Below are 25,878 nucleotides of genomic sequence, written 5' to 3'. Positions count from 1 at the left end.
GCCATGACCGACCCCGCGGAGACCGATCCCCACCGGGACGACGTCCAGCACGAGGCCCGGGTGGGCATCAGCGCCGTGCTCAAGGAGCTCGGCGAGGACCACCCCGGCATCACCGCCTCGAAGCTGCGCTTCCTGGAGGACAAGGGCCTGGTCCACCCGGCGCGCACCGCGTCCGGCTACCGCAAGTTCTCGCGCGCGGACGTGGACCGGCTGCGCCGGATCCTGGAGCTCCAGCGCGACCGCTACCTCCCGCTGAAGGTGATCCGGGAGCGGCTGGACGCCGACGAGGACGCCCGCGCCGACGACGCCCGGCGCACCGCGGAGCCCGCCGACCCGGTCACCGCCCCCCTCCCGGTCGTCAGCGCGCCGCGCACCTACAACCTGCGGGAGCTCGCCGCCCGCACGGGCGCCGGCATCCCGCTCGTCCGCGAGCTCGTGAGCTACGGGCTGATCCGGGAGCAGAACGGGGCCTTCGACGACCACGCCCTCGCCATCACCCGGGCGGCCCTCGCGCTGACGGCCCACGGCCTGGAACCGCGCCACCTGCGCCCCTTCAAGGCCGCCGCGGACCGGGAGCTGGGCCTCGTGGAGCGCGCCGTCGCGCCCCTCACCTCCCGCCGGGACGCCGCCTCGAGGGCCCGCGCGGTCGAGCGCGCCCAGGAGATCTCGGGCCTGTGCCTCACCATCCACACCTCGCTCGTGCGCTCGGAGATCGCCGCGCTCCAGGAGCGCGCCGCGGTGGAGGGCTGACGTGGCCGTGCACCAGGTCCTGATGGAGATCGCGGGCGTCCGCATGGACGTGCCGTCGGCGCAGCCCGTCGTCGTCCTCCGCGAGGTCGAGGGCGGACGGCACCTGCCGATCTGGATCGGCACGAACGAGGCGACGTCCATCGTCTTCGCCGTGCAGGGGATCGAGCCGCCCCGGCCCCTGACGCACGACCTCGTGCTGTCGGTGGCCACCGCGTTCGGGCGCACGCTCACCCGGGTGCGGATCCACACGGTGGAGGAGGGGGTCTTCCACGCCGCGCTCGAGTTCTCGGACGGCACGGTCGTCGACTCCCGCGCCTCGGACGCGATCGCCCTGGCCGCACGCACCGACTGCCCGATCCTGTGCACCGAGACCGTCCTCGACGAGGCCGGTCTCGTGATGAGCGGGGACGGGGAGCTGCGGGAGCCGTCCCCCCGCGCGGGGGAGGGGGAGCCGCAGCTGCCCCCGGAGACGCAGGTCGAGCAGTTCCGCGACTTCCTCGACAACGTCGACCCCGAGGACTTCTGAGCCGTCCCCGCCCGCCCGACACGGGGTCCGGGCCCCTGATGTCTTTGACCCCGTCCCCGGGGAGGTCTACCGTCATAAGGTGTACTCGAGGTGTTCCCGGGGGGATCCGGACGTCTCTGTGAGACCATCCACTCCCGGCGCCGCGAGCACCGGGTCCACGAGCGAGGAGGCGGCGTGAGCGAACGCGAGCAGCCCGGCGGCCCTCCGGCGCACGGCACCCAGGGCGTCCTCTTCGACGACTCCGTGATCCGGGACGAGTCCGTCGGCTACCGCGGCCCCACCGCCTGCAAGGCCGCGGGCATCACCTACCGGCAGCTCGACTACTGGGCGCGGACCGGTCTCGTGGAGCCCACCGTGCGCGGCGCCTCCGGGTCCGGCACGCAGCGGCTCTACAGCTTCCGCGACATCCTCGTCCTGAAGATCGTCAAGCGGCTCCTGGACACCGGCGTCTCCCTGCAGCAGATCCGCACCGCCGTGGGGGCGCTGCGCGCCCAGGGCGTGGAGGACCTGGCCCGGCTCACCATGATGAGCGACGGCGCCAGCGTCTACGCGTGCACGTCCCCCCACGAGGTCATCGACCTGGTGCAGGGCGGACAGGGCGTCTTCGGGATCGCCGTGGGCCGGGTCTGGCGCGAGGTCGAGGGGACCCTCGCGGCGCTCCCCGGGGAGCACACCGGAGCGGACCGCGCCCCCGCCCAGGAGCCGCTGCCCGGGGACGAGCTCTCCGAGCGCCGGGCCCGCCGGCAGAGCGCGGGCTGAGCCGGGCGGCTCAGGACGAGCCGTCGAGCAGGCCCTGCAGGATCGCCGTGTACCGCCCGGAGATGTCCTGGGCCTCAGCTCCCGGCCAGCGGTGGATCGGCCAGGCCGCGCCCTGCGCCTGCTGCCAGACGGGCAGGTCCGGGATCACCGGGCTGACCAGCAGGGGGCCGAACAGCTCCTGCAGCTCGTCCAGGCGGTGACGGTGCTCCACCGACGAGTGCTGGACCTTGTTGACCACCACCCCGGCAGCCGGCACGGCCCACGTGCGGCTCTGCTCGAACTGGGCGATCGCCGTCATCGTGCGCTTGGTGCCCGCCACCGAGAACAGCGAGGGCTCCGCCACCGAGAGCACCTTGTCGCTGGCGGCCCACGCCGTGCGGGTCAGCGCGCTGAGGGTGGGCGGGCAGTCGACCAGCACCAGGTCGTACCCCTGGGCGCCGGAGAGCGCGCGCTCCAGCCGGCCGAGGTCCTTCTCCCGGTACTCGGAGCGGTCGAGGTGGGACGAGCGGGCCGAGCCCGGGGCGACGTCGAGGGCCCTTCTGTCCAGACCGGCCCGCACCGCCCAGGCCGAGGCCACGACGACGCGCTCTAGTGCACCCCGGCGCGGCCTGCGCAGCACCTCTCCGATGTCGTGACCGCGCTCCGGGTGCACGCCCAGCCCGGTCGTGGCGTCGGCGTGCGGGTCGAGGTCCACCACCAGCGTGGGCACTCCCGCCTGCAGGGCCGCCGAGGCGATCCCCAGGGTCACGGAGGACTTGCCGACACCGCCCTTGAGGCTGCTGACGCTGACGATCTGCACGGAGGGGACACCCTTCGCTCGCGGGGAAACGGGAGGAGCGGCTCCTCGGGTCCGGGATCGGGGGCCGCGGCGAGGAGACGGCTGCGCCCATCGTAGCCGGGCGGGCGCGCTCCGCCCCGATCCGGCGCGGAGCCGCCCGCGGGCGCCCCGCCGTCCCGCGCCGCCGCCGTGTACGCTGACCACGACGTCGCTCTGTGACAGCAGTCACAGTGTGCCCCGGGGTGGCGTGGTTCACTGGTCAGGACCGCCCGCGGACGGCCATGCTGACCGTGTGCGCGACGTTGTACGACCTTCGACGAATCAGTGCCCGGGTGTCCGCCGAACGGCCCCGGGTGCGGAACGGGTGTTGATGTTCTCCAAGATCCTGGTGGCCAATCGCGGCGAGATCGCGATCCGTGCTTTCCGTGCCGCCTACGAGCTGGGCGCCAAGACGGTGGCGGTGTTCCCGTACGAGGACCGCAACTCGATCCACCGGCAGAAGGCTGACGAGGCGTACCGGATCGGGGAGGAGGGCCACCCCGTGCGGGCCTATCTCGACGTCGAGGAGATCGTCCGGGTGGCCAAGGAGTCCGGGGCGGACGCGATCTACCCCGGCTACGGGTTCCTCTCGGAGAACCCGGACCTGGCCCGTGCCGCCGCGCGCGAGGGCATCACCTTCGTCGGCCCGCGGGCCGAGATCCTGGAGCTGGCCGGCAACAAGGTCGCGGCGCTGAAGGCGGCGAAGCGGGCGGGGATCCCGACCCTGGCCTCCACGGAGCCCTCGGCGGACCCCGAGGAGCTGCTGGCGCAGGCGGAGGGCATCGGGTTCCCCATCTTCGTGAAGGCCGTGGCCGGCGGCGGGGGCCGCGGCATGCGCCGGGTGGAGACCCCCGAGGCGCTGCCCGAGGCGCTGGCCGCCGCGATGCGCGAGGCCGACACCGCCTTCGGCGACCCCACCGTCTTCCTGGAGCAGGCCGTGCTCCGGCCCCGCCACATCGAGGTGCAGATCCTCGCCGACAGCGAGGGCGGGATGGTGCACCTGTTCGAGCGCGACTGCTCCCTGCAGCGCCGGCACCAGAAGGTCGTGGAGATCGCCCCGGCGCCGAACCTCGACGAGGGGATCCGCCAGGCCCTGCACCGGGACGCGGTGAAGTTCGCGAAGGAGCTCGGCTACGTCAACGCCGGCACCGTGGAGTTCCTGGTCGACACGGCCGGGGAGCGGGCGGGTCAGCACGTGTTCATCGAGATGAACCCGCGCATCCAGGTCGAGCACACGGTGACCGAGGAGATCACCGACGTCGACCTCGTCCAGTCGCAGCTGCGCATCGCCTCCGGGGAGACCCTGGCGGACCTGGGCATCGCCCAGGACGAGCTGGCCGTGCGCGGGGCCGCCCTGCAGTGCCGGATCACCACCGAGGACCCGGCCAACGGGTTCCGCCCCGACGTCGGGAAGATCTCCGCCTACCGCTCCGCCGGCGGCGCGGGGGTGCGCCTGGACGGCGGCACGGTCTACGCCGGGGCGGAGATCTCCCCGCACTTCGACTCGATGCTGGTGAAGCTCACCTGCCGGGGCCGGGACTACGCCACCGCCGTGCACCGGTCCCAGCGTGCCCTGGCCGAGTTCCGGATCCGCGGGGTGTCCACCAACATCCAGTTCCTGCAGGCCGTGCTGGCCGACCCGGAGTTCCTCGCCGGCAACGTGGCCACCGACTTCATCGAGCGCCGCCCCGAGCTGCTCGAGGCCCGCACCTCCGGGGACCGGGCCACCAAGGCGCTGACCTGGCTGGCCGAGGTCACGGTGAACCAGCCCAACGGGGAGCGGGTGGAGGGCATCGACCCGCGCACCAAGCTGCCCCACTACCCGGGCGACAAGCAGGACGAGCCGTTCCGCTCGCCCTTCGACGGACCCTCCGAGCACACCCCGCCGCCGGGGTGGCGGCAGCGGCTCGTGGAGCTCGGCCCCGAGGGGTTCGCCCGGGCCCTGCGGGAGCAGCAGGCGGTGGCGGTGACCTCGACGACGTTCCGGGACGCCCACCAGTCGCTGCTGGCCACCCGGGTGCGCACCCGGGACCTGCTGGCCGCGGCCCCGGCCTACGCCCACACGCTGCCGCAGCTGCTGTCCGTGGAGGCCTGGGGCGGGGCGACCTACGACGTCGCGCTGCGCTTCCTCGGCGAGGACCCGTGGGAGCGGCTGCGGCTGCTGCGGGAGGCGATGCCGAACATCCCGATCCAGATGCTGCTGCGCGGGCGCAACACCGTGGGCTACACCCCGTACCCGACCGAGGTGACGGACGCGTTCGTGGCCGAGGCCGCGGCCACCGGGGTGGACATCTTCCGGATCTTCGACGCCCTCAACGACGTGGAGCAGATGGCCCCGGCCATCGAGGCCGTGCGCAAGACGGGCACCGCGGTCGCCGAGGTCGCCCTGTGCTACACCGGGGACCTGCTGGACCCGGCCGAGGACCTCTACACCCTGGACTACTACCTCGAGCTCGCCCAGCAGTGCGTCGACGCCGGGGCCCACGTGCTGGCGATCAAGGACATGGCGGGGCTCCTGCGCCCCGTGGCGGCGGCGAAGCTGGTGACCGCCCTGCGGGAGCGCTTCGACCTGCCGGTGCACCTGCACACCCACGACACCGCCGGCGGGCAGCTCGCCACGCTGATGGCCGCGATCGACGCGGGCGTGGACGCGGTGGACGTGGCCGAGGCCTCGATGGCCGGCACGACCTCCCAGGTGCCGGCCTCGGCGCTGATCGCCGCCCTGGCCCACACCGACCGGGACACCGGCATCCCCCTGGAGGCCGCGACCGCCCTGGAGCCCTACTGGGAGGTCATCCGCCGGATGTACGCCCCGTTCGAGTCCGGGCTCACTGCCCCGACCGGGCGCGTGTACCGGCACGAGATCCCCGGCGGTCAGCTGTCGAACCTGCGCCAGCAGGCCATCGCGCTGGGGCTGGGGGAGCGGTTCGAGGCGATCGAGGACATGTACACCGCCGCCAACGCCATGCTCGGCAGGCTGGTCAAGGTCACCCCCTCGTCCAAGGTCGTGGGCGACCTCGCCCTGCAGCTGGTGGGCATGGGCGTGGACCCGGCCGAGTTCGAGGCGAACCCGCAGAAGTTCGACATCCCGGACTCGGTGATCAGCTTCCTCGCCGGGGAGCTCGGCACGCCTCCCGGCGGGTGGCCCGAACCGTTCCGCTCCAAGGCCCTCGAGGGCCGCAACGTCAAGGTCGGGATCACGGAGCTGGCCCCGGAGGACTCGCAGGCCCTGGCCGGGGACCCGGCCACCCGGCGGGCCACGCTGAACCGGCTGCTGTTCGCCGGCCCGACGCGGGACTACGAGGCCAGCCGGGCGAAGTACGGCGAGCTGGCGCTGCTGCACACCCGGGACTTCCTCTACGGGCTGACCTCCGACCGGGAGCACGTGATCTCCCTGGGCAAGGGGGTGCGGCTGCTGGTGACCCTGCAGGCCATCTCGGAGCCGGACGACAAGGGCATGCGCACCGTGATGGTCACCCTCAACGGCCAGCCCCGGATGATCGAGGTCCGCGACACCTCGATCACCTCCTCGGTGCCCGAGACCGAGAAGGCCGACCCCACGGACCGCGGCCACGTGGCCGCCCCGTTCGCGGGGGCGGTGACCGTGACGGTGGCCGAGGGCGACACCGTGGAGGCGGGCGGCCAGGTGGCCACCATCGAGGCCATGAAGATGGAGGCCTCCATCACCGCCCCCACGGGCGGCACGGTCGCCCGGGTGGCCCTCAAGGGCGTCACCCAGGTCTCCGGCGGCGACCTCCTGCTGGCGCTCGACACCGCGGGCTGACCCGGCACGTTCGCGCCGGCACCACGGACCCCGGGAGGGCCGCGGTGCCGGCGGGGGCCGCCGGGAGGCCGCCGCGGCCGCGCATAGGATGGGCCGCATGCGGAAATTCGACCTCATCATCATCGGCTCCGGCTCGGGCAACTCGATCCTCACCGAGGACTACGAGGGCCTGGACGTCGCCATCATCGACGGCGGGACCTTCGGCGGCACCTGCCTCAACGTGGGCTGCATCCCGACGAAGATGTACGCGTACCCGGCGAGCGTGGCCCGCCGCGCCCAGGAGGCGGACCGGCTCGGCCTCGACGCCTCGGTGAACGGCGTGCGCTGGCGGGAGATGCGGGACCGGATCTTCGGGCGGATCGATGCGATCTCCCACGGCGGGCTCGAGTACCGCCGGACGCTGCCGCACGTGACGGTCTACGAGGAGCACGTGCGCTTCACCGCCCCGCGGACCCTGCGCACCGCCTCGGGGGAGGACCTCACGGCCGACCAGATCGTGGTGGCCTCCGGCTCGCGCCCGGTGCGGCCGGAGATCCCCGGGATCGACCTGCCCCAGGTGCACACCTCGGACACCGTGATGCGCATCGAGGAGATGCCCCGCCGCGTGGTGGTGGTCGGCGGCGGCTACATCGGCGCCGAGTTCGCCCACGTCTTCTCCAGCCTCGGCGCGCGGGTGACCCAGGTCAACCGCTCGCACCGGATCCTGCGCTACCACGACCCGGAGATCGCCGAGCGGTTCGCCCGCGAGGCCTCCCGGCAGTGGAAGCTCGAGACGGGCTGGTCGCTGAGCGAGGTCGAGGAGTGGGACGGCGACGAGTGCGCCGTGATGGTCACCTTCCGCGACCCGCAGGACCCGGAGCTCGTCATGCGCCTGCCCGCGGACGTGGTGCTGGTGGCCACGGGCCGGCAGCCGAACACCGACGTGCTCGACGCCCGGGCGGGCGGCCTGGACGTGCGGCCGGACGGGCTGCTGGCCGTCGACGAGCACCAGCGCGCCCTCTCCGGGGGCCGCCCCGTCGAGGGCGTGTGGGCCCTGGGCGACATCAGCTCGCCCTACCAGCTCAAGCACGTGGCCAACGCCGAGGCCCGCACGGTGCAGCACAATCTCCTGCACCCCGGCGACCTCCGGGCCACCGACCACCGGTTCGTGCCCTCCGCCGTGTTCACCAGCCCGCAGATCGCCTCCGTCGGCATGACGCAGCAGGAGGCCGAGCAGTGGGCGGTCGAGCAGGGCACCGAGATCACCGTCAAGGTGCAGGACTACGGGGCCACGGCCTACGGGTGGGCCATGGAGGACCGCACGGGGCTGTGCAAGCTGATCGCGGAGAAGGGCACCGGTCGCCTCCTGGGCGCGCACCTGATCGGGGAGGAGGCCTCCCTGCTCATCCAGCCGCTGGTGCAGGCCATGTCCTTCGGCCTCGACGCGCACACGATGGCGCGCGGCCAGTACTGGATCCACCCCGCCCTCAGCGAGGTCGTCGAGAACGCCCTGCTGGGCCTCGACGTCCCCGAGCACTCACCGCTGTCCCCGGGGGCCCTCGTCGGCGGCCGGTGATCCCACCGGCCGCCGGCTGGCCCCGGGTCAGCCGCGGCCCGGCAGGTGCGCGTGGGAGAGCTTCTCCTTGATCCGCTCCGCCGGGGTGGCGGGGGCCGCGGCCGGTTCGGGGGCGGGACGCGAGTAGATCTCCTCGATCCGGTCCGCGAAGTCCTGCGCGATCTTGGCCCGCTTGATCTTCATGGACGGGGTCAGGTGCCCGGAGGCCTCCGTCCAGTCGACGTCGAGGATCTCGAAGGCCCGGATGCTCTCCGCGCGGGAGACCGCCTGGTTCGCCCGGGTGACGATGTCCTGGACGTGCTCGACGACCTTCGGGTGGCGGGCGGCCTCGGCCACCGGCATCGCGGGGTCCAGGCCCATCAGCTCCAGGCGAGCGGGGAGCACGTCCTGGTCGAGGGTCACGAGGGCGGCCACGAACGGCCGGTCGTCCCCGACCACCATGACCTGGGAGACCAGGGCCGAGGCGCGGATGGGGTCCTCCAGCACGTTGGGGACCACGTTCTTGCCGCCGGCGGTGACGATGATCTCCTTCTTCCGGCCGGTGAGGGTGAGGGCGCCGTCCTCGTCGAGCGAGCCGAGGTCGCCGGTGCGGAACCACCCGTCCTCGAAGGCCTCGGCGGTGAGGTCCTCCCGCCCGTGGTAGCCGCGCATGACGTGGGTGCCCCGGACCAGGACCTCCCCGTCCTCGCCGATCCGCACCTCGTTGCCCGGCAGCGGCAGGCCCACGGTGCCGATCTTGCCGATCTCCGGGGTGTTGACGGCGATCGGGGCGGTGGTCTCCGTGAGCCCGTAGCCCTCCACGACGTACACGCCGATCCCGTTGAAGAAGTGGCCCAGCCGGGTGCCGAGGGCGGCGCCGCCCGAGACGGCGTGCGTGACCTCCCCGCCCATCGCGTCCCGCAGCTTCGAGTACACGAGCCGGTCGTAGAGGGCATGGCGCGCCCGCAGGAGCGGCGGGACCCGCCCGTCCTGCCCGGCCTTCGAGTACGCGACGGCCGTGGTCACCGCGCGCTCGAAGATCAGGGACTTCGCCCCGCCGGCCTTCTCGGCCTTGAGGCGGGCGCTCTGGTAGATCTTCTCGAACACGCGCGGGACGGCCAGGATGAACGTGGGCCGGAAGGCCCCGAGGTCCGCCATCAGGTTCTTCACGTCCGGGGTGTGGGCCAGGACGGTCCCGGAGTAGAGGGCGATCACCTCCACGAAGCGGGCGAAGACGTGGGCCAGCGGAAGGAACAGGAGCGTCCGGGCGCCCGGGTGGATGATGTCCTCGACGACCAGGGTCGTGTTCTCGCACAGCCGCACGAAGTTCCCGTGCGTCAGCTCGCACCCCTTGGGCGGTCCGGTGGTCCCCGAGGTGTAGATGATCGTGGCGACGTCCTCGAGCCCGCGCGACGTGCGGCGGGCCTCGAGCTCCTCGTCCGGCACGTCCGCGCCGGCGCGCGCGAGGTCGTCGAGGCCCGTGCCGGTGCCGTCCAGGCGCCAGACGTTCTCCGCGGCGCGGAACGGCGTCTCCCGCGAGGCAGCGAGCACGGACTCCTCGAGGGCCTGCGTCTCGACGAACACGGCCTTGGCGTCGGAGTCGCCCATGATCCAGGCGATCTGCTGCGTCGAGGACGAGTCGTAGACGGGGACGGGAACGGCGCCGGCGTACCAGATCGCGAGGTCCGCGAGGGTCCACTCGTAGCGCGTCCGGCTGAGGATGCCCACCCGGTCCCCGGGCTCGATCCCCGCGGCCACGAGACCCTTGGCCACACCCTGCACGGCGGCGAGGAACTCCCGGGCGCGCACCTCGCGGGCGGCCCCCTCCGGTGCCAGGACGGTGTACAGGTGCGGATCCTCGTCCTGGCCCGCCTGCATGAGCAGGAAGTCGGTGATGCGGCTGTGGGCCGGTGGGTCCACGAGGGCGTCGGTCGCGACGTGGCGCATGGGGTTCTCCTCGGATCGGGGTCGGTGGGCCGTCCGCTACAGTCTAGTGAATTGGCTCACGCAAACCCCGTCAGACGCGGGCGCCGTCGTCCAGGTCGTCGCGGTCGTCGGGCAGGGACCGCAGCAGGTGGCCGATGGCCCCGACCACGGCGACCAGGCCCCCCACGATGGCCCACCACGGCAGGGAGCCGGGCAGGAGGGAGAGCACCACCAGCAGCACGGGCACCCCGACCAGCACGGTCCAGGACAGCAGCGCACCGCCGCTGAGTCCCTGCGTGACCGGCCCGGGGTCGGGGGAGTAGGGCGCGTCGTCGTCCCCCGCGTCCTCCGGCTCCCCGACGCCCTCTGCCGCGGCAGCCTCTGCCCCGGAGTCCGCCGCCCCGGCGGACGCGCCCGGCCCGGCGTCCTCGGGGGACCAGTCCCGGGGCCCGGCGAGGTGCCGGTCCCCGGCCCGGCGCACGTCCTCGAGGTCCGACACGATCCGGCTCCACTCGTCCTCGGGGCCGTGCCCGGCGCCGCCCGGCGTCCCCGGGCCCGCACTCATCGCCGGTCCCCCCGGGAGGTGGGGCGCAACGGTCTCGCGGTGACCGGGTTGCGGCCCGCCAGCAGGTCCTCCAGGAAGCGCACGGACCGCGCCGCGACCACGTCCGCCTCCCGGTCCAGGGTGGCCACGTGGAAGCTCTCCGCCAGCCGCACCAGCTCCACGTCCCCGCCGGCCCGGCGCAGCACGTGCAGGTGCGAGGCGTCCGAGACCACGTGGTCGTGCTGCGAGCGCAGCACCAGGACCGGGGCGGTGACCGCGGGCAGCATCCTCCGGGTCCGGGTCATGAACCGGCCCAGCTCGGCGACGCCCGCCACGGGCGTGCGCGGGTAGGCGTGCTCGGTGACGCCCGGGAGGCTGATGTCGTTCCCCACGCCCGGCACGGAGGGCACCGCGCGGTGCAGTGCCGGGGCGAGGCGGGCCGTGCGGCTGACGAGGGACAGCGCCGGGTTCAGGGCCACGACCCCGTCGACGGGCAGGGTCGCGGCGAGGTGCAGGGCGAGCGCCCCGCCCATGGACAGCCCGCACACCACCACCACGTCGTGCCGGGCCCGCAGCCGCTGCACGTGCTCGGCCGCGTGGTCGCGCCACTGCTCCCAGCGGACGCCGGCGAGGTCCTCCCAGCGGGTGCCGTGGCCGGGCAGCACGGGCCCGACGACGTCGGCGCCCGCCGCGTGCAGCGCCCGGCCCCACGGGCGGACGCTGAACGGGACGCCGGTGAAGCCGTGTAGCACGAGCGCGCCCGCGGGCCCGTCGGCCGGATGGTGGAAGGGCGCGCCCGGATCGTCCGCGGCGGCGGGCCCGCCGGCCGCGGAGGGGGTGGGCAGGTGCTGGTCCTCGACGGGTGGCGTCATGCGTCCATGATGTCAGGGCGGGCGCCGTCGGCGGGCGGACCGGCGCGGGTGCCCGTGCGGACGTGAGAGAATACCGGAGGCCGGACCCGGTCCGAGCGGCACGGACCCTCGCGACATCCCGATCAGCACGAAGGAGTCCTCTCCCACATGGTCTACATGTTTCTGAAGCGCTACGTCGTCGGCCCCCTGATCAACGTCGCCTTCCGTCCCGAGGTGCGCGGCCTGGAGCACGTGCCCGAGGAGGGCCCGGCCATCCTCGCGAGCAACCACCTCTCCGTCTCCGACTCGGTGTTCATGCCCGTGGCCGTGCCCCGGCAGGTGTACTTCCTGGCGAAGTCCGACTACTTCAACAGCCCCGGCGTCAAGGGCCGGGTGATGGCCGCGTTCTTCCGCGCCATCAACCAGATCCCCATGGACCGCTCCGGGGGCCGGGCCAGCGCGAAGTCCCTGAGCAACGGCGGCCGCAAGCTGCTGGAGGGCGAGCTGCTCGGGATCTATCCGGAGGGCACGCGCTCCCCGGACGGCCGCATGTACAAGGGCAAGATCGGGGTGGCCCGGCTCGCGCTCGAGACGGGGGCCCCGGTCGTCCCGATCGCCATGGTCGGCACCGACAAGGTCCAGCCGATCGGGACCAGGCTCCCGCTGCCCCGTCGCAGCGCCCGGGTCACCACGATCTTCGGCGAGCCCCTCGACTTCTCCCGCTACCGGGGCCGGCAGGGCGAGCACGCCCTGCTCCGCGAGGTCACCGACGAGATCATGCACGCGATCCAGGCCCTCTCCGGCCAGGTCTACGTGGACGTCTACGCCTCGGAGCACAAGAGGCGGCTCGCCGAGCAGAAGCGCCAGGAGACCAAGCAGGCCGCGGCGGAGCTCGTGGGCAACGCCAAGGACAAGGCGCGCAGCGCCGCCCACACCGCCCGCCGGACCGCGGACTCCCTCGCCCACCGCGACCGTCCCGGGGCCGCGGACGACGACACCCCGCGGCCCACCGCACCCTGATCCCGCGCCCGGCCCCGCCCCGGACGAGACATAGGAAGACATGATGCTCGACTTCACCGTTCCCGACAGCCTCCGCAACCTCGCCTCCCCGGTGCCCTCCGCGGCCGACTACCCGGGGCTGGACGACTGGCGCGAGCTGGCCGCCGACCAGCAGCCGACCTGGCGCGACCACCCCGACTTCGCCGCATCGATCGCCGAGCTCAACGCGGTCCCGCCCCTCGTCTTCGCGGGGGAGGTGGACAAGCTGCGCGACCGTCTGGCCGAGGTCGCCAACGGCCGGGCGTTCTTCCTGCAGGGCGGGGACTGCGCCGAGACCTTCGAGGGCGCCACCGCCGACCGGATCAGCGCCCGGGTCAAGACGCTGCTGCAGATGGCCGTGGTGCTCACCTACGGCGCGTCCATGCCCGTGGTGAAGATGGGCCGGATGGCCGGGCAGTTCTCGAAGCCCCGCTCGTCCAACGACGAGACCCGCGACGGCACGACCCTGCCGACGTTCCGCGGCGAGATGGTCAACGGCTTCGACTTCACCGAGGAGTCCCGGGTCCACGACCCGCGGCGGATGGTGCGCGGCTACCACACCTCGGCCTCGACCCTGAACCTCATCCGGGCCTTCACCACGGGCGGGTTCGCGGACCTGCGCCTCGTGCACGCCTGGAACATGGGCTTCACCACGAACCCGGCCCACGCCCGGTACGAGTCGCTGGCCCGCGAGATCGACCGGGCCGTGAAGTTCATGGACGCGTGCGGCGCGGACTTCGACGCCCTGCGCACCACGGAGTTCTACGCCGGCCACGAGGCCCTGCTGCTGGACTACGAGCGCGCGCTGAGCCGCATCGACTCCCGCACCCACCTCCCGTACGGCACGTCCGGGCACTTCCTGTGGATCGGGGAGCGCACCCGGGAGCTCGACGGCGCCCACGTGGACCTGCTCTCCCGGCTGCGCAACCCGATCGGCGTGAAGCTCGGCCCCAAGACCACCGGGGACGACGCGCTGGCGCTCATCGACAAGCTCGACCCGGAGCGCGAGCCCGGACGGCTCACCTTCATCACCCGCATGGGCGCGAAGAACATCCGGGAGAAGCTGCCCCCGCTCGTCGAGGCCGTGGAGCGCTCCGGCGCCAAGGTCGTGTGGGTCACCGACCCCATGCACGGCAACACCGTGTCCCTGCCGTCCGGGTACAAGACCCGCAACTTCGACGACGTCGTGGACGAGGTCCGCGGCTTCTTCGAGGTGCACGAGGCGATCGGGTCCTTCCCCGGCGGCATCCACGTGGAGATGACGGGCGACGACGTCGCGGAGTGCCTCGGCGGCGCCGACCCCGTCGACGAGTCCTCCTTCCAGGACCGCTACGAGTCGCTGTGCGACCCGCGCCTGAACCACATGCAGTCCCTGGAGATCGCGTTCCTCGTGGCGGGCTATCTCTCCCGCCGCTGAGCGCGGGACCGGCCGACGGGGCCGGGGCCGTCCCTGCCGTCCGCTCAGACGACGGTGAGGACGACCTCGGCCCCGTCCGTCGTCTGGGCCACCACGTAGCCGAAGGGGGCACCGAGGCTCTCCTCGACCCGCGCCGCGAACCCCGCCTCCGCGAGGAGCCGGACCGCCTCGTCCACGGGCCTGCCCAGCACCCCGGGCGCGGAGTCGGCGCGGGCCCCGAGGGAGACGGCGAGGTCCACCGCCGACCCCTCGGCCACCGCCTCGCCCGCCTCGGGGTGCTGGCCCACGACCGTCCCGGCGGCGGCGTCGTCGGCGACCGGGCTCCGGGTGCCGGCCGCCAGCCCGGCGTCCTCGAGGCGCGCCCGGGCGTCCTCCTCCGACATCCCGGTGACGTCGGGCGCGGTCGTCCGCACGGGACCGGTCGAGACCAGCAGGACGACCTGCTCCGCGGAGCGCACCGTGGACCCGGCCTCCGGGTCGGTGCCGAGCACGGTGCCGGCGGGGGCCACCGGGTCCGCGGTCTCGTGCACCGCGACGTTGCCCAGACCGGCCCCGGCCAGGTACTGCTCGGCGAGCTCCGGACCCGCTCCCCGCACGTCCGGCACGCTCACGGTCCCGCCCGGACCGGAGCCCAGGAGCCAGCCCAGGAACGCCGCCCCGGCCACCGCGAGCGCGACCAGGGCCAGCGTCCCCGCCGCGTGCAGGGGCCGGGTGGGGCGCAGCTCGACCTCGGGCCGCCAGGGGTCGGAGGAGCCGGTCGGGGGCCGCGCCGACACCGGTCGGCCGGAGACCCCCGGGGCACCGGGCCCGGCCGGCCCCAGGGGCGCGGCCTGCGGACCCGGCACCCCGGTCCGGCTGGCCGCCGGGCCGAACGCCTCCGTGGGCGCGTCGCGGCCGAGGGCTTCTGTGGGGGCGTTCCGGCCGAGGGTCTCGGTGGGGGCGTCCCGGCCGATGGTCCCCGTGGTGCCGCCCGATCCGAGAGCCTCCGTGGGAGCGGTCCGGCCGAGGGCTTCCGTGGGGGCGCCCGCCCCGAGGGCCGCGGTGGTTCCGACCGCGGGGTGCAGGGCCGCCGTGGCCGCGGCGTCCGGCGCCGGCCCGGCCGGGGTGCCGCGGGCGGCGCCGGGTCCCGGGGGGCGGTCGAGCTCCGCGGGCCGCAGACCCGCCCGGACCGACCGGAGCTCGTCGAGGAAGCTGCCGGCGTCGGGCGGACGCCGCTCCGGCTCCCGTGCCGTGGCCCGGGCGACCAGCCGCGCCACAGCGGCCGGGAGGCCGGGGTCGAGGGTGCGCAGGTCCGGGACGGCGCCCTCGGCGTGGGCCCGGGCCACGGCCAGCGGGCCGCCCTCGAAGGGACGGCGTCCGGCCAGGAGCTCGAAGAGCATGATCCCGGCCGAGTACACGTCCGCGCGGGTGTCGACCCGCTGCCCCGTGACGAGCTCCGGCGAGGCGTAGCCGACCGTGCCCAGCACCGTTCCGGTCGCGGTGTGCTGGTCGACGGCGCGGGTGAGGCCGAAGTCCGCGACGGTCACCCGGCCGGTGGCGGAGATCAGCACGTTCTCCGGCTTCACGTCGCGGTGCACCAGGCCCTCCCGGTGGGCCGCCGCCAGCCCGTCGAGGACCGGTTCCAGCAGCCCGAGCGCCTCGCCGGGGGGCAGGGCGCCGCGCCGGCGCAGGAGGTCCCGCAGCGTCGAGCCCGCCACGTGCTCCATGACCAGGTACGGCACCCCGTCCGGGGCGTGGCCCTGGTCGAGCACGGAGACCACGTGGGGGTGGGACAGCCGCGCCGCCGACCGGGCCTCCCGCACGAACCGGTCCGCCGCGGCCGGGTCCTCGGCCAGGTGGGCGTGCATGAGCTTGACCGCCACGACGCGCTGCAGGCGGGTGTCCACCGCCCGGTACACGGTGGCGGTGCCACCGCGGGCGATCCGCGGACCCAGCTCGTAGCGGCCCTCGAGGACGGTCCCGGTCAGGTGGTCGGGGAGCGCGTGCTGCACGGGATCAGCCTAGGGCGGGGCGCTGTGCGCAGGCTGGGTCGCAGGTCACGGTCCGAACCGCTTGCGGTGGGTCTTGACGCTCTTGACGTACTGCTTGGTGTCGTCGTACATCCCGTACTTCTTCACCCCGTGCAGGCCCTGGTAGTACGCGGCGATGGCCACGTCGGTGCTGGGTGCGGCGCGGCCCAGCTGCCGGATGATGGCCACGCCGGCGGTGACGTTGTCCTGCGGGTCCAGCAGGTCGAGCTCCCGGCCCACGAGTCCCGAGGCCCAGTCCCCGGCGTCCGGGATGACCTGCATGGTGCCCACGGCGTCGGCGGGGGACACGGCCCGGTGGTCGAAGCCCGACTCCTGGTGGGCGTGCGCCAGGGCGAGCGCCGGGTCCACGCCCATCCGCACGGCGGTGTCGTGGACGAGCCGGCGCATCTCCTCGCGCGAGGGCGCGGGGCGGGCGGCGAGCTGCTCGTGGTGGCGGTTGGCGGAGTCCACCACCCCGTCCTCGTACGTGCGGCCCAGGAAGGTGTCGCCGACGGCGCGCTCGGGCGCCGGCCGGGGCTGTTCGGCCCGCTCGGGGGCGGGGGCCTGGGCAGGCCGCACGGTCTCGGGGGCCGGCTCCGTGACCGACAGCCGCTGGCCCGGGCGCAGCAGCGAGTTCACCGTGAGGTCGTTGCCGTCGAGGAGCGACTGGACCGACACCCCGCGCGCCTGCGAGATGCTCCACAGCGAGTCGCCCGAGCGCACCACGTGCTCCGTCCGGGGCGGCTCCGCCGCGGGCGGGGCCGGCTTCTTCGGGGGCTCGGCCGCCGGGGCCGCGCCGCCGGAGAGGCGCAGCTCCTGGCCGGGCAGCAGCAGCGCCGCGCCGGAGAGGTCGTTCCACCGCATGAGCTCGTCCACGGCCACGCCGTGGCGCTGGGCGACCGCCCACAGGGAGTCCCCGGGGGACACGGTGTGCACGGGGGTCTTCGTCGTCTTCTGTCCGGCGAGCAGGGGCGCCGAGGCCACCTGGGCCGTCTGGGCGGGGGCGGCGTGGGCCACGGTGCCCCCGCCCAGGGCGGCGAGGGCGGCGACGGCGGTGACCGCCGACCCCGTCCGGGCGCGGCGCGCCCAGCCGGGGGAGCGGTCGTCCTGCTGCCCGGTGGTCTCGGCGGTGGTCTCGGCGGTGGTGGAGCGCGGTGCGTCGTTCGGGTCGGTCGTGTCGCTGTCGGGGGGATACGGCATGAAGTAACTCTCTGACGCTGATCGGGGAAGGTGCGGAGGTCTCAGCCGGCTCCGCGGGTCGAGCATACCGTGGCGGGCCCGCGTGGCACGGGCACCGGCGGACGTGGCACTCTGGGGGCGTGAAGAACACATCCGGAATCAGCACCGAGGAGTTCGACCGCCTGGACGGTCTCGTCCAGGAGTGGTTGCCCCTGCCCGACGTCGCCGAGCAGCTCGGCCTCGTGGTCACCCGCGTCCACGGCCTCGTCGACGACGGGACGCTCCTCGCCGTCCGCAACCCGCACGACAGCATCCGCCGGGTGCCGGCCGCCTTCCTGCTGGACGGCGCCGTGGTCGACTCGCTGAAGGGCACGGTGGCGGTCCTGCGGGACTCCCGCTTCACCGACGTCGAGGCGATCACGTGGCTGTTCACCGAGGACGAGTCCCTGCCGGGCCGTCCCGTCGACGCGCTGCGGGACGGGCGCAAGACGGAGATCCGCCGCCGGGCGCAGGCCCTGGCCTGGTGACCCGCTCCTGACCGGCGCGCCGGACCGGCCCCGACCGCGGGACCGGCCCGGCGCACCGGACTCAGGACGAGCGGCGGACCGCCGCCGTCGCGAGGCCGCGCAGCGCGGCCATCGGCACGGCGTCGGCCCCGAGCCGGTCCAGCGCCGTGAACGCCTCCCCGCTGAGCCGTTCGATGAGCTCCTCCGTGGAGCCCAGGGCGCCGCACGCCGTGATGAGCGAGCGGAGCTCCTCGACGTCGTCCTCCGTCAGCTCCGGCCGGCCCAGGGCGTCCTCGAGCCGCGCGATCTGCGCCTCGCTGCCGAGCGTGCGGACGTAGCCGACGAGCACCGTCCGCTTGCCCTCGCGCAGGTCGTCGCCGGCGGGCTTGCCCGTGGCCGCCGGGTCGCCGAACACGCCCAGGACGTCGTCGCGCAGCTGGAACGCCTCGCCCAGGGGCAGCGCGAACGCGGAGCAGCGCTCCAGGACCGGCTCCGGCGCCCCGGCCAGGGCGGCGCCGAGCACCACGGGGTGCTCCACCGAGTACTTCGCCGACTTGTACCGGATGACGTCCAGGGCCCGCTGCACCGCGCCGTCGCGGTCCTGGCCCCCGCCGGCGACCTCGCCCTGCACGTCCAGGTACTGCCCGGCCATCACCTCGGAGCGCATGAGGTCGAAGACCGCCCGTGCGCGGTGGCCGCCGGGCGCCGTGGTGGTGGCCGCGGCGAACGACTGCTCGCTCCAGGACAGGCACAGGTCGCCCGAGAGGATCGCGGCGGCCACGCCGAAGGCCGGACCGTCCAGGGCCCAGCCCCGGTCCGCGTGCACGGACTCGAAGCGGCGGTGCACGCTGGGGGCTCCGCGGCGGGTGTCGGAGCGGTCGATGACGTCGTCGTGGATGAGCGCGGCGGACTGGAAGAGCTCGAGCGCCGCCCCGGCCCGGACCACGGCCGGGTCCTCCGGGGCGCCGCCCGCCGCCCGCCAGCCCCAGTAGCACAGCCGCGCCCGCAGCCGCTTGCCGCCGGCGGAGAGCGCGACGACGGCGTCCAGCAGCGGGAGGGCGTCCGCCGAGATGCCGCCCAGGACCGCTCGCTGCTGGCCGAAGAACTCCTCCAGCTCCGCGTGCAGCCGCGCCACGAACCGCTCGTCCTCGGCGCGGAAGGCGTCCTCGGGCCGGGCCTGCGGCGCGGCGCCGGCGGGGGCGTCGGGGTGGTGCGGGAGGGGCGGGCACGTCATGGGCGGATCGACCTCGGTCTCGGGGCGGCGGCGGACGCCCTCTGCCGGCCGTCCGCGATGTCCGCCCCAGCCTATCGAAGGCCCGGTGTGCGGGCCGGGGCGCTCCGCCCGGGCCGGGGCCCGCACCGCGGCCGGGATGTCCGCGCCGGGGGCTAAGCTGTGCCGGACCCGGGAGGAGGACACGGTGACCGAGACGCCGAGGGACCGGCTGGAGCGCTGGCGGCAGTGCGCCGTGCTGCACGTCGACATGGACATGTTCTACGTCGGCGTGGAGCTGCTCGCGGCCCCCGAGCTGCGCGGCCGGCCCGTCATCGTGGCCGGGGCGGGCGGCCGCTCCGTCGTCCTCTCCGCGTCCTACGAGGCCAGGGCGTTCGGCGTCCGCTCCGGCATGCCCCTGGCGCGGGCCCGGGCGATGTGCCCCCGGGCCGTCCTGCTCGAGCCCCACCGGGACGCCTACGACGCCTACTCCCGCCGGGTCATGGCCATGTTCCGGGAGATCACCGACCGCGTCGAGCAGATCAGCGTGGACGAGGCCTTCCTCGACGTCGCCGGAGCGGTCCGGCGGCTCGGCCCGCCCGTGGGCATCGCCCGCGGCCTGCGGGCCCGCGTGCGGGACGAGCTGGGGCTGACCGCCTCCGTGGGGATCGGTGCCAACAAGACCGTCGCGAAGATCGCCTCCACCCGCTCCAAGCCGGACGGCCTGCTGCTCGTCCAGCCCGAGGACACCGTCGCGTTCCTGGCGGAGCTGCCGGTCTCGGCGCTGTGGGGCGTCGGCGGGCGCACGGCCGAGACGCTCACCGGCGCGGGGCTCAGGAGCGTGGAGGACCTCGCGGCCGCCCCCGTGCCGATGCTGACCCGCCTGGTCGGACGGGCGGCCGGCCACCACCTGCACGAGCTCGCCAACGGGCGGGACCCCCGTCCCGTCGAACCGGTCCGGGAGGAGAAGAGCGTGGGCGCGGAGGAGACCTTCCCCCGGGACGTCGCGGACGACCGCGTGCTTCACGAGACCCTCCTGCGACTCAGCCATCGGACCGCCTCGCGGCTGCGCCGGCAGGGGCTGCGCGCCCGCCGGGTGGGGCTCAAGGTGCGCTGGGCGGACTTCACGACCATCACCCGGTCGCGGACCCTGCAGCATCCCTTCACGTCCGCCCACGACCTCCTCGAGCACGGCGTGGGCCTGCTCGAGGAGCTCGGGGACCGGCCCCAGCCGGTCCGGCTCATCGGCATCCGCGCCGAGCGGCTGGAGCCTGCCACGGACGCCCTGCAGCTGAGCCTGGACGGCCGCGAGGAGGAGTGGGGGGCCGCCGAGCAGGCCATGGACCGGGTGCACGCCCGCTTCGGCGCCGAGCGCCTCGGGCCCGCCCGCCTCCTGCCTCCCGCACCCCGGAGTCCGGAGGGCAACTCGGAGGCTGTTGACAGCCGTGTGCGCGGTGCCAAATCAGCACCCGACGGTCTATCCTGGTAGCAGGCGGCGCCGGAACAGCCGGGGAATCCGCACCCGAAGGATGAGGAGGCATACCGTGCCACTGTCCGAGCACGAGCAACAGCTCCTGGCGCAGCTCGAGAAGCAGCTCCACGCGGACGACCCGAGGTTCGTGACGAGCATGGGTTCCCGCGCCGTCAGGGGTGCTTCCACCCGTAACATCGTCCTCGGGATCGTGATCGCCGTCGTCGGCCTGCTCGTCCTCCTGGGCGGGGTCGTCATCGACTCCATCCTGGTCGGGGTCCTGGGCTTCGTCGTGATGGGCGCGGGTGTCTACGTCGCCACGCTGCGCTCCGGCAAGCCGCGCCCCGGCGGGGAGCCCGGCAAGGGGGGCCCGCCCCGTCGCTCGTCGCCCTTCCTCCAGAACCTCGAGGAGCGCTGGGACCAGCGCAACTCCGGGGGCCCGTCCACCTGACCGGCCCCGCCGGGACACGTAGCCGACCGCGAGGCACCCGCCGCAGGGCGCCGCCCGCTCGGACCGACCCGCCTGGCCCCTCCACCTCCCCCCACCCTGCCGCCGCACAACGGTGTGCAGGGTCCGACCAGCTCCCCGGTGCACCGCCGGGGAGCTTTTGCATGCCCCGGAGGTGCCGCCGCCGCACCCCGGCCGCACCACGGGAACGTCCGGGGGAGCGTTCCTCCACCGTCCTCCCCGCAGCCCGCACCGCGGCGTCCTCCACTCTCCTCCCCGCAACCCTCCGCCGGCGCCCGGCGCCGCGGGCCGCGGCGTCCTCCACCACGCTCCCCGCCGCCGGCTGCCGACGCCCCGCACCGCGGGCCGCGGTGTCCTCCACCCTCCTCCCCGCCGCCCTCCGCCGCAGCGCCGCCGTGCCCACCTGGGGCGACGCCCGTCGCGGCGCCCGGGCGCCGCGCCACGCCGCGGCGCCCGGGCCCCGCGTTCGTTGACCGGGGAGTGAAGTGGAGTAAAGTGGGGCGAAGAGATGGATCTGGGAGAACTCTCGGGCTGGAGAGGCGGTGAGCATGTTTCTCGGAACGTACTCACCCCGTCTCGACGAGAAGGGCCGCCTGATCCTGCCGGCGAAGTACCGGGAGGAACTGGCGGAGGGACTCGTCCTGACCCGCGGTCAGGAACGGTGCCTCTACGTGTTCAGCGTCCGCGAGTTCGAGCGGGTCCACGAGCAGCTGAGGGCGGCACCGCTGTCCTCGAAGCAGGCCAGGGACTACATCCGGGTCTTTCTCTCGGGCGCCTCGGACGAGGTCCCGGACAAGCAGGGCCGAGTCACCATACCGCCGCCGTTGCGGGACTACGCCGGGCTGGGCCGGGAGCTCGCCGTCATCGGCGCGGGCACCCGGGCGGAGATCTGGGACGCCCAGGCGTGGACCGACTACCTGAACGAGAAGGAGGCCGTCTTCTCCGAGACCGAGGAGGAAGTGGTGCCCGGGCTCTTCTGAGCGCAGGGCCGCCGAGACCACCGCGGAGCACGCGGAGCCGCTTCCCGGATGAGATCTCCAGCCGCACAGCCGTCACCGTCCTGACTCACCTTCCCCTGAGCCAGGCCGGATTCGAGGGACGGCCAGCGGATGGGGTTCTGATCCTGGAACGCCCGCCGCCGCACCACGGCGTCGACCCGGCGCCGGCCACCGAACACCGATCCACCGTCGACCGCCGAAGAGAGGGCCCATGGCGCAACGCCCAGCCGAGCAGCTCCACGTTCCCGTGCTGCTCGAACGGTGCCTGGACCTGATGGCTCCCGCACTCGGCGAGGACGGCGCCGTGGCGGTGGACGCGACGATGGGCATGGGCGGTCACTCCGAGGCGCTGCTGCGGCGCTTCCCCGGCCTGCAGCTGGTGGCGATCGACCGGGACCCGCAGGCCCACGCGCTGGCCGGCGCGCGGCTCGCCCCGTTCGGCGACCGGTTCCACCCCGTGCACACGACCTACGACCGGATCCCGGAGGCCCTCGGCCGGCACGGGTTCGACCACGCGGACGCGGTGCTCTTCGACCTCGGGGTCTCGTCCCTGCAGCTCGACGAGCGCGAGCGCGGCTTCGCCTACTCCTACGACGCGCCCCTGGACATGCGCATGGACTCCACCGCGCCCGTCACGGCCCAGGACGTGGTCAACGACTACAGCGAGGAGGACCTGCGCCGGATCCTGCGGGACTGGGGCGAGGAGCGCTTCGCCGGTCGGATCGCCCGCGCGATCGTGGCGGAGCGGGCCAGGACCCCGCTGCGGACCACGGGCGAGCTCGTCGAGGTCGTCCGCGGGGCCGTGCCGCAGGGTGCCCAGCACCGCAAGGGGCACCCTGCGAAGCAGACCTTCCAGGCGCTGCGGATCGAGGTCAACGAGGAGCTCGACGTGCTGCGCCGGGCGATCCCCGCCGCGCTGGACGCCGTGCCCGTGGGCGGGCGCGTGGTGGCCATGAGCTACCACTCCCTCGAGGACCGGATCGTCAAGCAGGCCTTCGCCCGCGGAGCCGCCTCGACGGCGCCGAAGGGCTTCCCCGTGGAGCTCGACCAGCACAAGCCCACCCTGCGGGTCCTGACCCGCGGGACGGAGACCCCCACCCCCCGGGAGATCGACGAGAACCCCCGTGCCGCCTCCGCGCGCCTGCGCGCGGTGGAGCGCATCCGAGAGCACGTCCCCCCCACAGCACAGAACGCGCAGAGGTACACGGCATGAGCGGAACCGGACTCCAGCGACGCCCCGTCCGCCCGACCTCCCAGCGCACGGGCATCGGCGCCTGGGCCGGGCGGCGCGGGCAGCGCCCGCCGGTGGAGGGCACCTCCGCCCGCCAGCTGAGCGACCCGGCACCGCCCGCCGAGGAGCGGGCCGGTTCGACCCGGGCCCCGCTGTCCGTGGTCCCGGGCCGGGCGCGCCGGCAGCGGTTCTCCACCGTGGTGCTCAGCCTGGTGGCGCTCGTGGTGGCGCTGGCCTCGATCCTGGTCCTGAACATCCAGATCTCCGGGGGCCAGTACCGGCTCGTGGAGCTGCGCGCCCAGGAGCAGGCCCTCAGCCAGCAGAACGAGGCGCTCACCCAGGACCTCGAGTTCTACAACGCCCCGCAGAACCTCGCGGTGATGGCGACGGACCTCGGCATGGTCCCCGCGCAGGACTCGGGCACGGTCGACGTCACGAACGGGACCGTCGAGGGCGACCCCATGCCCGCGCAGCCCCAGGAGAACCACGAGATCCTGGTCGACCACGCCCACCAGACCGGCTCCGAGGCCGCGGACCGTGCCGCCCAGCGCGCCGAGGACCGCGAGCGGGAGCAGGCGGCGCAGGAGCGGGAGGACGCCGAGCGCAGCGCCCGCGAGGACGCCGCGCCGGCCGGCGCCGCGGACGCGGAGGGCGGCTCCCTCCCGGCCCCGCCGCAGCGCACGCCCGGGGAGTGACCGGGCCACCGGCCCCCGCACCCGCCGGCAGCAGCCCCCCGGACATCTCCCAGTCGCAACCAGGAACGAGGCAGACACGTGGCACGCGCACGCTCGACGTCCGACGCCCCCCGCGCCCGCGGCATCGGCCGCAGCCACATCGGCGTCGTCCTCGTGCTCGGCCTGCTCGTGGTCCTCGGGATCCGGCTCGTGTGGGTGCAGGGCTTCGACGCCGCCGGCCGGGCCGAGGCCGCCGCCGGTGAGCGGTCCCGCACCGAGGTGGTGCCCGCGCTGCGCGGCGAGATCCGCGACACCCACGGCAACGTCCTGGCCCGCACGCTCCAGCGCTACGACGTCACGGTCGACCAGTCCCTGGTGCGCGAGTTCGAGCGGCCCCTGGCCGACGGCACCACCGAGACCGTGACCCCCACGCAGGCGGTGTACCAGCTCGCCGACGCCCTCGAGCTCGAGGACACCGAGGTCAAGGACGCCCTCGACGGCGACAAGCAGTTCGAGTACGTGGCCCGCGGGGTCACGCCCGAGCAGTGGAACACCGTTCGCGAACTCGGCCTGCCCTACGTGTACGGGCAGCCGTCCTCCGACCGCATCTACCCCAACGGCCCGGTGGGCGGCAGCGTGGTCGGCTTCATGGGCGGGGACGACGAGGCGCTCGGCGGGATCGAGCAGACCCAGGACGAGCTCCTGCGCGGCACGGACGGGAGCCGGACCTTCGAGATCAGCGCCGACGGCGTGCGGATCCCGGTGGCGCCCCAGGAGGAGAGCCCGGTGGAGGACGGCTCCTCGGTGCAGCTGTCGATCGACAGCGACGTCCAGTTCTTCGCCCAGCAGGCCGTCACCGAGCGCGCCGAGGAGCTCGACGCCGAGTGGGGCACGGCCGTGGTCATGCGGATCGAGGACGGCGCGGTGCTCGCACTGGCCGACTCCTCGACCGTGGACCCCAACGACATCGGCTCCGCCGAGGCGGAGGACCTGGGGGCGCGGGCCGTCACCCAGGCCGTGGAACCCGGCTCCACCCAGAAGATCCTCACCGCGGCGGCCGCCGTGGAGGAGGGCGTGGCCACGCCCCGCACGGAGGTCACCGTGCCCCCGTTCCTGGAGATCGACGGGCAGAAGATCACCGACGCCTTCGACCACGGCGAGCAGCGGCGCACGTTCACCGGGATCATCGCCGACTCGATGAACACCGGCACCGTCCTGATCGGCGGCAAGCTCGCCCCGGAGCAGCGCCACGAGTGGATGCAGCGCTTCGGCGTCGGCGAGACCACGGGCATCGAGCTGCCCGGCGAGTCGCCCGGCATCCTCACGAGCGCGGACCAGTGGGACGTGCGCCAGCAGTACACCGTGCTCTTCGGCCAGGGCGTCGCTCAGACCCCGCTGCGCACGGCGACGATCTTCCAGGCCATCGGCAACGGCGGGGTCCAGGTGGAGCCCCGGGTCGTCGAGTCCGTCCTCGCCCCCGACGGCACCAGCACCCCGGTCGAGCGGCCCGAGGGCGAACGGGTCGTCTCCGAGGAGACGGCCGAGCAGGTGCTCGACATGATGGAGGTCACCGTCACCCAGGGCGGCGCCAAGGAGGCCGCCGTGGAGGGCTACCGGGTGGGTGGCAAGACCGGCACCGCCGAGGCCCCCAGCCCGGAGGGCGGCTACGACGGCTACACCACCTCCTTCGTGGGCGTCGCTCCCGTCGAGGACCCCCAGTACCTCGTGGCGGTCACGCTCCAGCGACCCCAGGGCGACGTCCGCGCGATCGGCACCACCCCCACCTTCAGCAAGATCATGGGCCAGGTGCTGCGCCACTACGACGTCCCGCCCTCCACCACCGAGCCCGTGCGGATCCCGCTGCGCACGGACGATCCGGAGGAGGACGAGAGCGAGCAGACGGCGCCGGTGGACACCCCGCCGGGCGTCGAGGCGCCCGAGGACGGCGGCACCGGGGCGGACGCCCCGGGCGACGCCGAGGAGGGGCCCGCCGCCGACACGGAGGCCGACACGGAGGCCGGTACCGGGGCCGACGCCGCGGCCGGGACCGGTCCCGCCGGGACCGGTGGGACCGCCCCGGAGGCGTCCCGGCGGGCCGACGAGGGCGACTAGACTTCCATATCGCCGTGCCCGGCCACCCCCCGGGCCCGCCCCCCGCTCCCGGCGGACCACCCACCCGCCGCCC

General features: G+C 74.4%; 21 protein-coding genes. 14 read left to right on the top strand and 7 right to left on the bottom strand.

Features of this window, described 5'->3' with window-relative positions; genetic code table 11:
• The first annotated feature begins 3 nt into the window (after positions 1 to 3).
• The 3 genes from ftsR to AC6CH6_RS11125 all read left to right on the top strand — a co-directional run bounded on the left by ftsR (position 4) and on the right by AC6CH6_RS11125 (position 2,035).
• Positions 4 to 750: a transcriptional regulator FtsR gene (gene ftsR / locus AC6CH6_RS11135; protein WP_017833712.1), complete on the top strand. Its 747-nt coding sequence runs from the start codon at positions 4 to 6 to the stop codon at positions 748 to 750.
• Position 751: 1 nt separating this feature from the next.
• Complete coding sequence (locus AC6CH6_RS11130; protein WP_017833711.1) at positions 752 to 1,276, top strand: bifunctional nuclease family protein; 525 nt, start codon at positions 752 to 754, stop codon at positions 1,274 to 1,276.
• 174 nt (positions 1,277 to 1,450) lie between these two features.
• Positions 1,451 to 2,035 carry a MerR family transcriptional regulator gene (locus AC6CH6_RS11125; protein ID WP_017833710.1) on the top strand — a complete coding sequence of 195 codons (585 nt, stop codon included), beginning with the start codon at positions 1,451 to 1,453 and terminating at the stop codon, positions 2,033 to 2,035.
• Positions 2,036 to 2,045: 10 nt separating this feature from the next.
• Here AC6CH6_RS11125 and AC6CH6_RS11120 read toward each other — a convergent pair whose 3' ends face one another.
• Positions 2,046 to 2,834, bottom strand: coding sequence for a ParA family protein (locus tag AC6CH6_RS11120; RefSeq protein WP_498255158.1), 789 nt, complete (start codon positions 2,832 to 2,834; stop codon positions 2,046 to 2,048).
• Between the two features lie 349 nt (positions 2,835 to 3,183).
• On the opposite strand from AC6CH6_RS11120, the gene AC6CH6_RS11115 reads away from it, so the two are divergent.
• Together AC6CH6_RS11115 and AC6CH6_RS11110 are read left to right on the top strand one after the other, a co-directional pair.
• Positions 3,184 to 6,636, top strand: coding sequence for a pyruvate carboxylase (locus tag AC6CH6_RS11115; RefSeq protein ID WP_498255157.1), 3,453 nt, complete (start codon positions 3,184 to 3,186; stop codon positions 6,634 to 6,636).
• A 97-nt stretch (positions 6,637 to 6,733) separates the two neighbouring features.
• Positions 6,734 to 8,191, top strand: coding sequence for a mycothione reductase (locus tag AC6CH6_RS11110; protein ID WP_498255156.1), 1,458 nt, complete (start codon positions 6,734 to 6,736; stop codon positions 8,189 to 8,191).
• Between the two features lie 27 nt (positions 8,192 to 8,218).
• On the opposite strand, the gene AC6CH6_RS11105 is transcribed toward AC6CH6_RS11110, so the two are convergent.
• From AC6CH6_RS11105 to AC6CH6_RS11095, 3 genes are all read right to left on the bottom strand, one after another.
• Positions 8,219 to 10,117, bottom strand: coding sequence for an AMP-dependent synthetase/ligase (locus tag AC6CH6_RS11105; protein WP_498255155.1), 1,899 nt, complete (start codon positions 10,115 to 10,117; stop codon positions 8,219 to 8,221).
• A gap of 70 nt (positions 10,118 to 10,187) precedes the next feature.
• Positions 10,188 to 10,661 (bottom strand): hypothetical protein, encoded by a 474-nt coding sequence (locus AC6CH6_RS11100; RefSeq protein ID WP_498255154.1) that lies wholly within the window; start codon positions 10,659 to 10,661, stop codon positions 10,188 to 10,190.
• Complete coding sequence (locus AC6CH6_RS11095) at positions 10,658 to 11,512, bottom strand: alpha/beta hydrolase (protein WP_498255153.1); 855 nt, start codon at positions 11,510 to 11,512, stop codon at positions 10,658 to 10,660. Before AC6CH6_RS11095 ends, AC6CH6_RS11100 begins: the two co-directional genes overlap by 4 nt.
• A gap of 147 nt (positions 11,513 to 11,659) precedes the next feature.
• Between AC6CH6_RS11095 and AC6CH6_RS11090 the strand changes: the two genes are divergently transcribed.
• Positions 11,660 to 12,511, top strand: coding sequence for a lysophospholipid acyltransferase family protein (locus AC6CH6_RS11090; protein WP_133411668.1), 852 nt, complete (start codon positions 11,660 to 11,662; stop codon positions 12,509 to 12,511).
• Between the two features lie 40 nt (positions 12,512 to 12,551).
• Positions 12,552 to 13,946 carry a class II 3-deoxy-7-phosphoheptulonate synthase gene (locus AC6CH6_RS11085; protein ID WP_017833702.1) on the top strand — a complete coding sequence of 465 codons (1,395 nt, stop codon included), beginning with the start codon at positions 12,552 to 12,554 and terminating at the stop codon, positions 13,944 to 13,946.
• Between the two features lie 44 nt (positions 13,947 to 13,990).
• On the opposite strand, the gene AC6CH6_RS11080 is transcribed toward AC6CH6_RS11085, so the two are convergent.
• The gene (locus tag AC6CH6_RS11080) at positions 13,991 to 15,937 is read right to left on the bottom strand and encodes a protein kinase domain-containing protein (RefSeq protein ID WP_498255152.1); all 1,947 of its coding nucleotides are present in this window, start codon (positions 15,935 to 15,937) and stop codon (positions 13,991 to 13,993) included.
• 45 nt (positions 15,938 to 15,982) lie between these two features.
• Positions 15,983 to 17,155: a lytic transglycosylase domain-containing protein gene (locus AC6CH6_RS11075; protein ID WP_498255151.1), complete on the bottom strand. Its 1,173-nt coding sequence runs from the start codon at positions 17,153 to 17,155 to the stop codon at positions 15,983 to 15,985.
• A 119-nt stretch (positions 17,156 to 17,274) separates the two neighbouring features.
• On the opposite strand from AC6CH6_RS11075, the gene AC6CH6_RS11070 reads away from it, so the two are divergent.
• Complete coding sequence (locus AC6CH6_RS11070) at positions 17,275 to 17,661, top strand: Rv2175c family DNA-binding protein (RefSeq protein ID WP_498255150.1); 387 nt, start codon at positions 17,275 to 17,277, stop codon at positions 17,659 to 17,661.
• Positions 17,662 to 17,722: 61 nt separating this feature from the next.
• On the opposite strand, the gene AC6CH6_RS11065 is transcribed toward AC6CH6_RS11070, so the two are convergent.
• Positions 17,723 to 18,874, bottom strand: coding sequence for a polyprenyl synthetase family protein (locus tag AC6CH6_RS11065; RefSeq protein ID WP_498255149.1), 1,152 nt, complete (start codon positions 18,872 to 18,874; stop codon positions 17,723 to 17,725).
• Positions 18,875 to 19,058: 184 nt separating this feature from the next.
• On the opposite strand from AC6CH6_RS11065, the gene dinB reads away from it, so the two are divergent.
• The 6 genes from dinB to AC6CH6_RS11035 all read left to right on the top strand — a co-directional run bounded on the left by dinB (position 19,059) and on the right by AC6CH6_RS11035 (position 25,805).
• Positions 19,059 to 20,339: a DNA polymerase IV gene (dinB, locus tag AC6CH6_RS11060; RefSeq protein WP_498255148.1), complete on the top strand. Its 1,281-nt coding sequence runs from the start codon at positions 19,059 to 19,061 to the stop codon at positions 20,337 to 20,339.
• A 55-nt stretch (positions 20,340 to 20,394) separates the two neighbouring features.
• Positions 20,395 to 20,772 (top strand): SCO2097 family morphological protein, encoded by a 378-nt coding sequence (locus tag AC6CH6_RS11055; protein ID WP_133411674.1) that lies wholly within the window; start codon positions 20,395 to 20,397, stop codon positions 20,770 to 20,772.
• Positions 20,773 to 21,338: 566 nt separating this feature from the next.
• Positions 21,339 to 21,770, top strand: a complete 432-nt coding sequence (mraZ, locus tag AC6CH6_RS11050) for a division/cell wall cluster transcriptional repressor MraZ (RefSeq protein ID WP_133411675.1) — start codon at positions 21,339 to 21,341, stop codon at positions 21,768 to 21,770.
• Between the two features lie 229 nt (positions 21,771 to 21,999).
• Positions 22,000 to 23,001: a 16S rRNA (cytosine(1402)-N(4))-methyltransferase RsmH gene (gene rsmH / locus AC6CH6_RS11045; protein WP_498255147.1), complete on the top strand. Its 1,002-nt coding sequence runs from the start codon at positions 22,000 to 22,002 to the stop codon at positions 22,999 to 23,001.
• Positions 22,998 to 23,714, top strand: a complete 717-nt coding sequence (ftsL, locus tag AC6CH6_RS11040) for a cell division protein FtsL (protein ID WP_498255146.1) — start codon at positions 22,998 to 23,000, stop codon at positions 23,712 to 23,714. Before rsmH ends, ftsL begins: the two co-directional genes overlap by 4 nt.
• 78 nt (positions 23,715 to 23,792) lie before the next feature.
• A complete protein-coding gene (locus AC6CH6_RS11035) occupies positions 23,793 to 25,805 on the top strand; it encodes a peptidoglycan D,D-transpeptidase FtsI family protein (RefSeq protein ID WP_498255145.1) in 2,013 nt (670 codons plus the stop codon).
• Positions 25,806 to 25,878 lie beyond the last annotated feature (73 nt).

This window comes from Kocuria sp. GQ42 (assembly GCF_059758435.1).
This window is presented reverse-complemented; position numbering and strand designations above follow the sequence as displayed.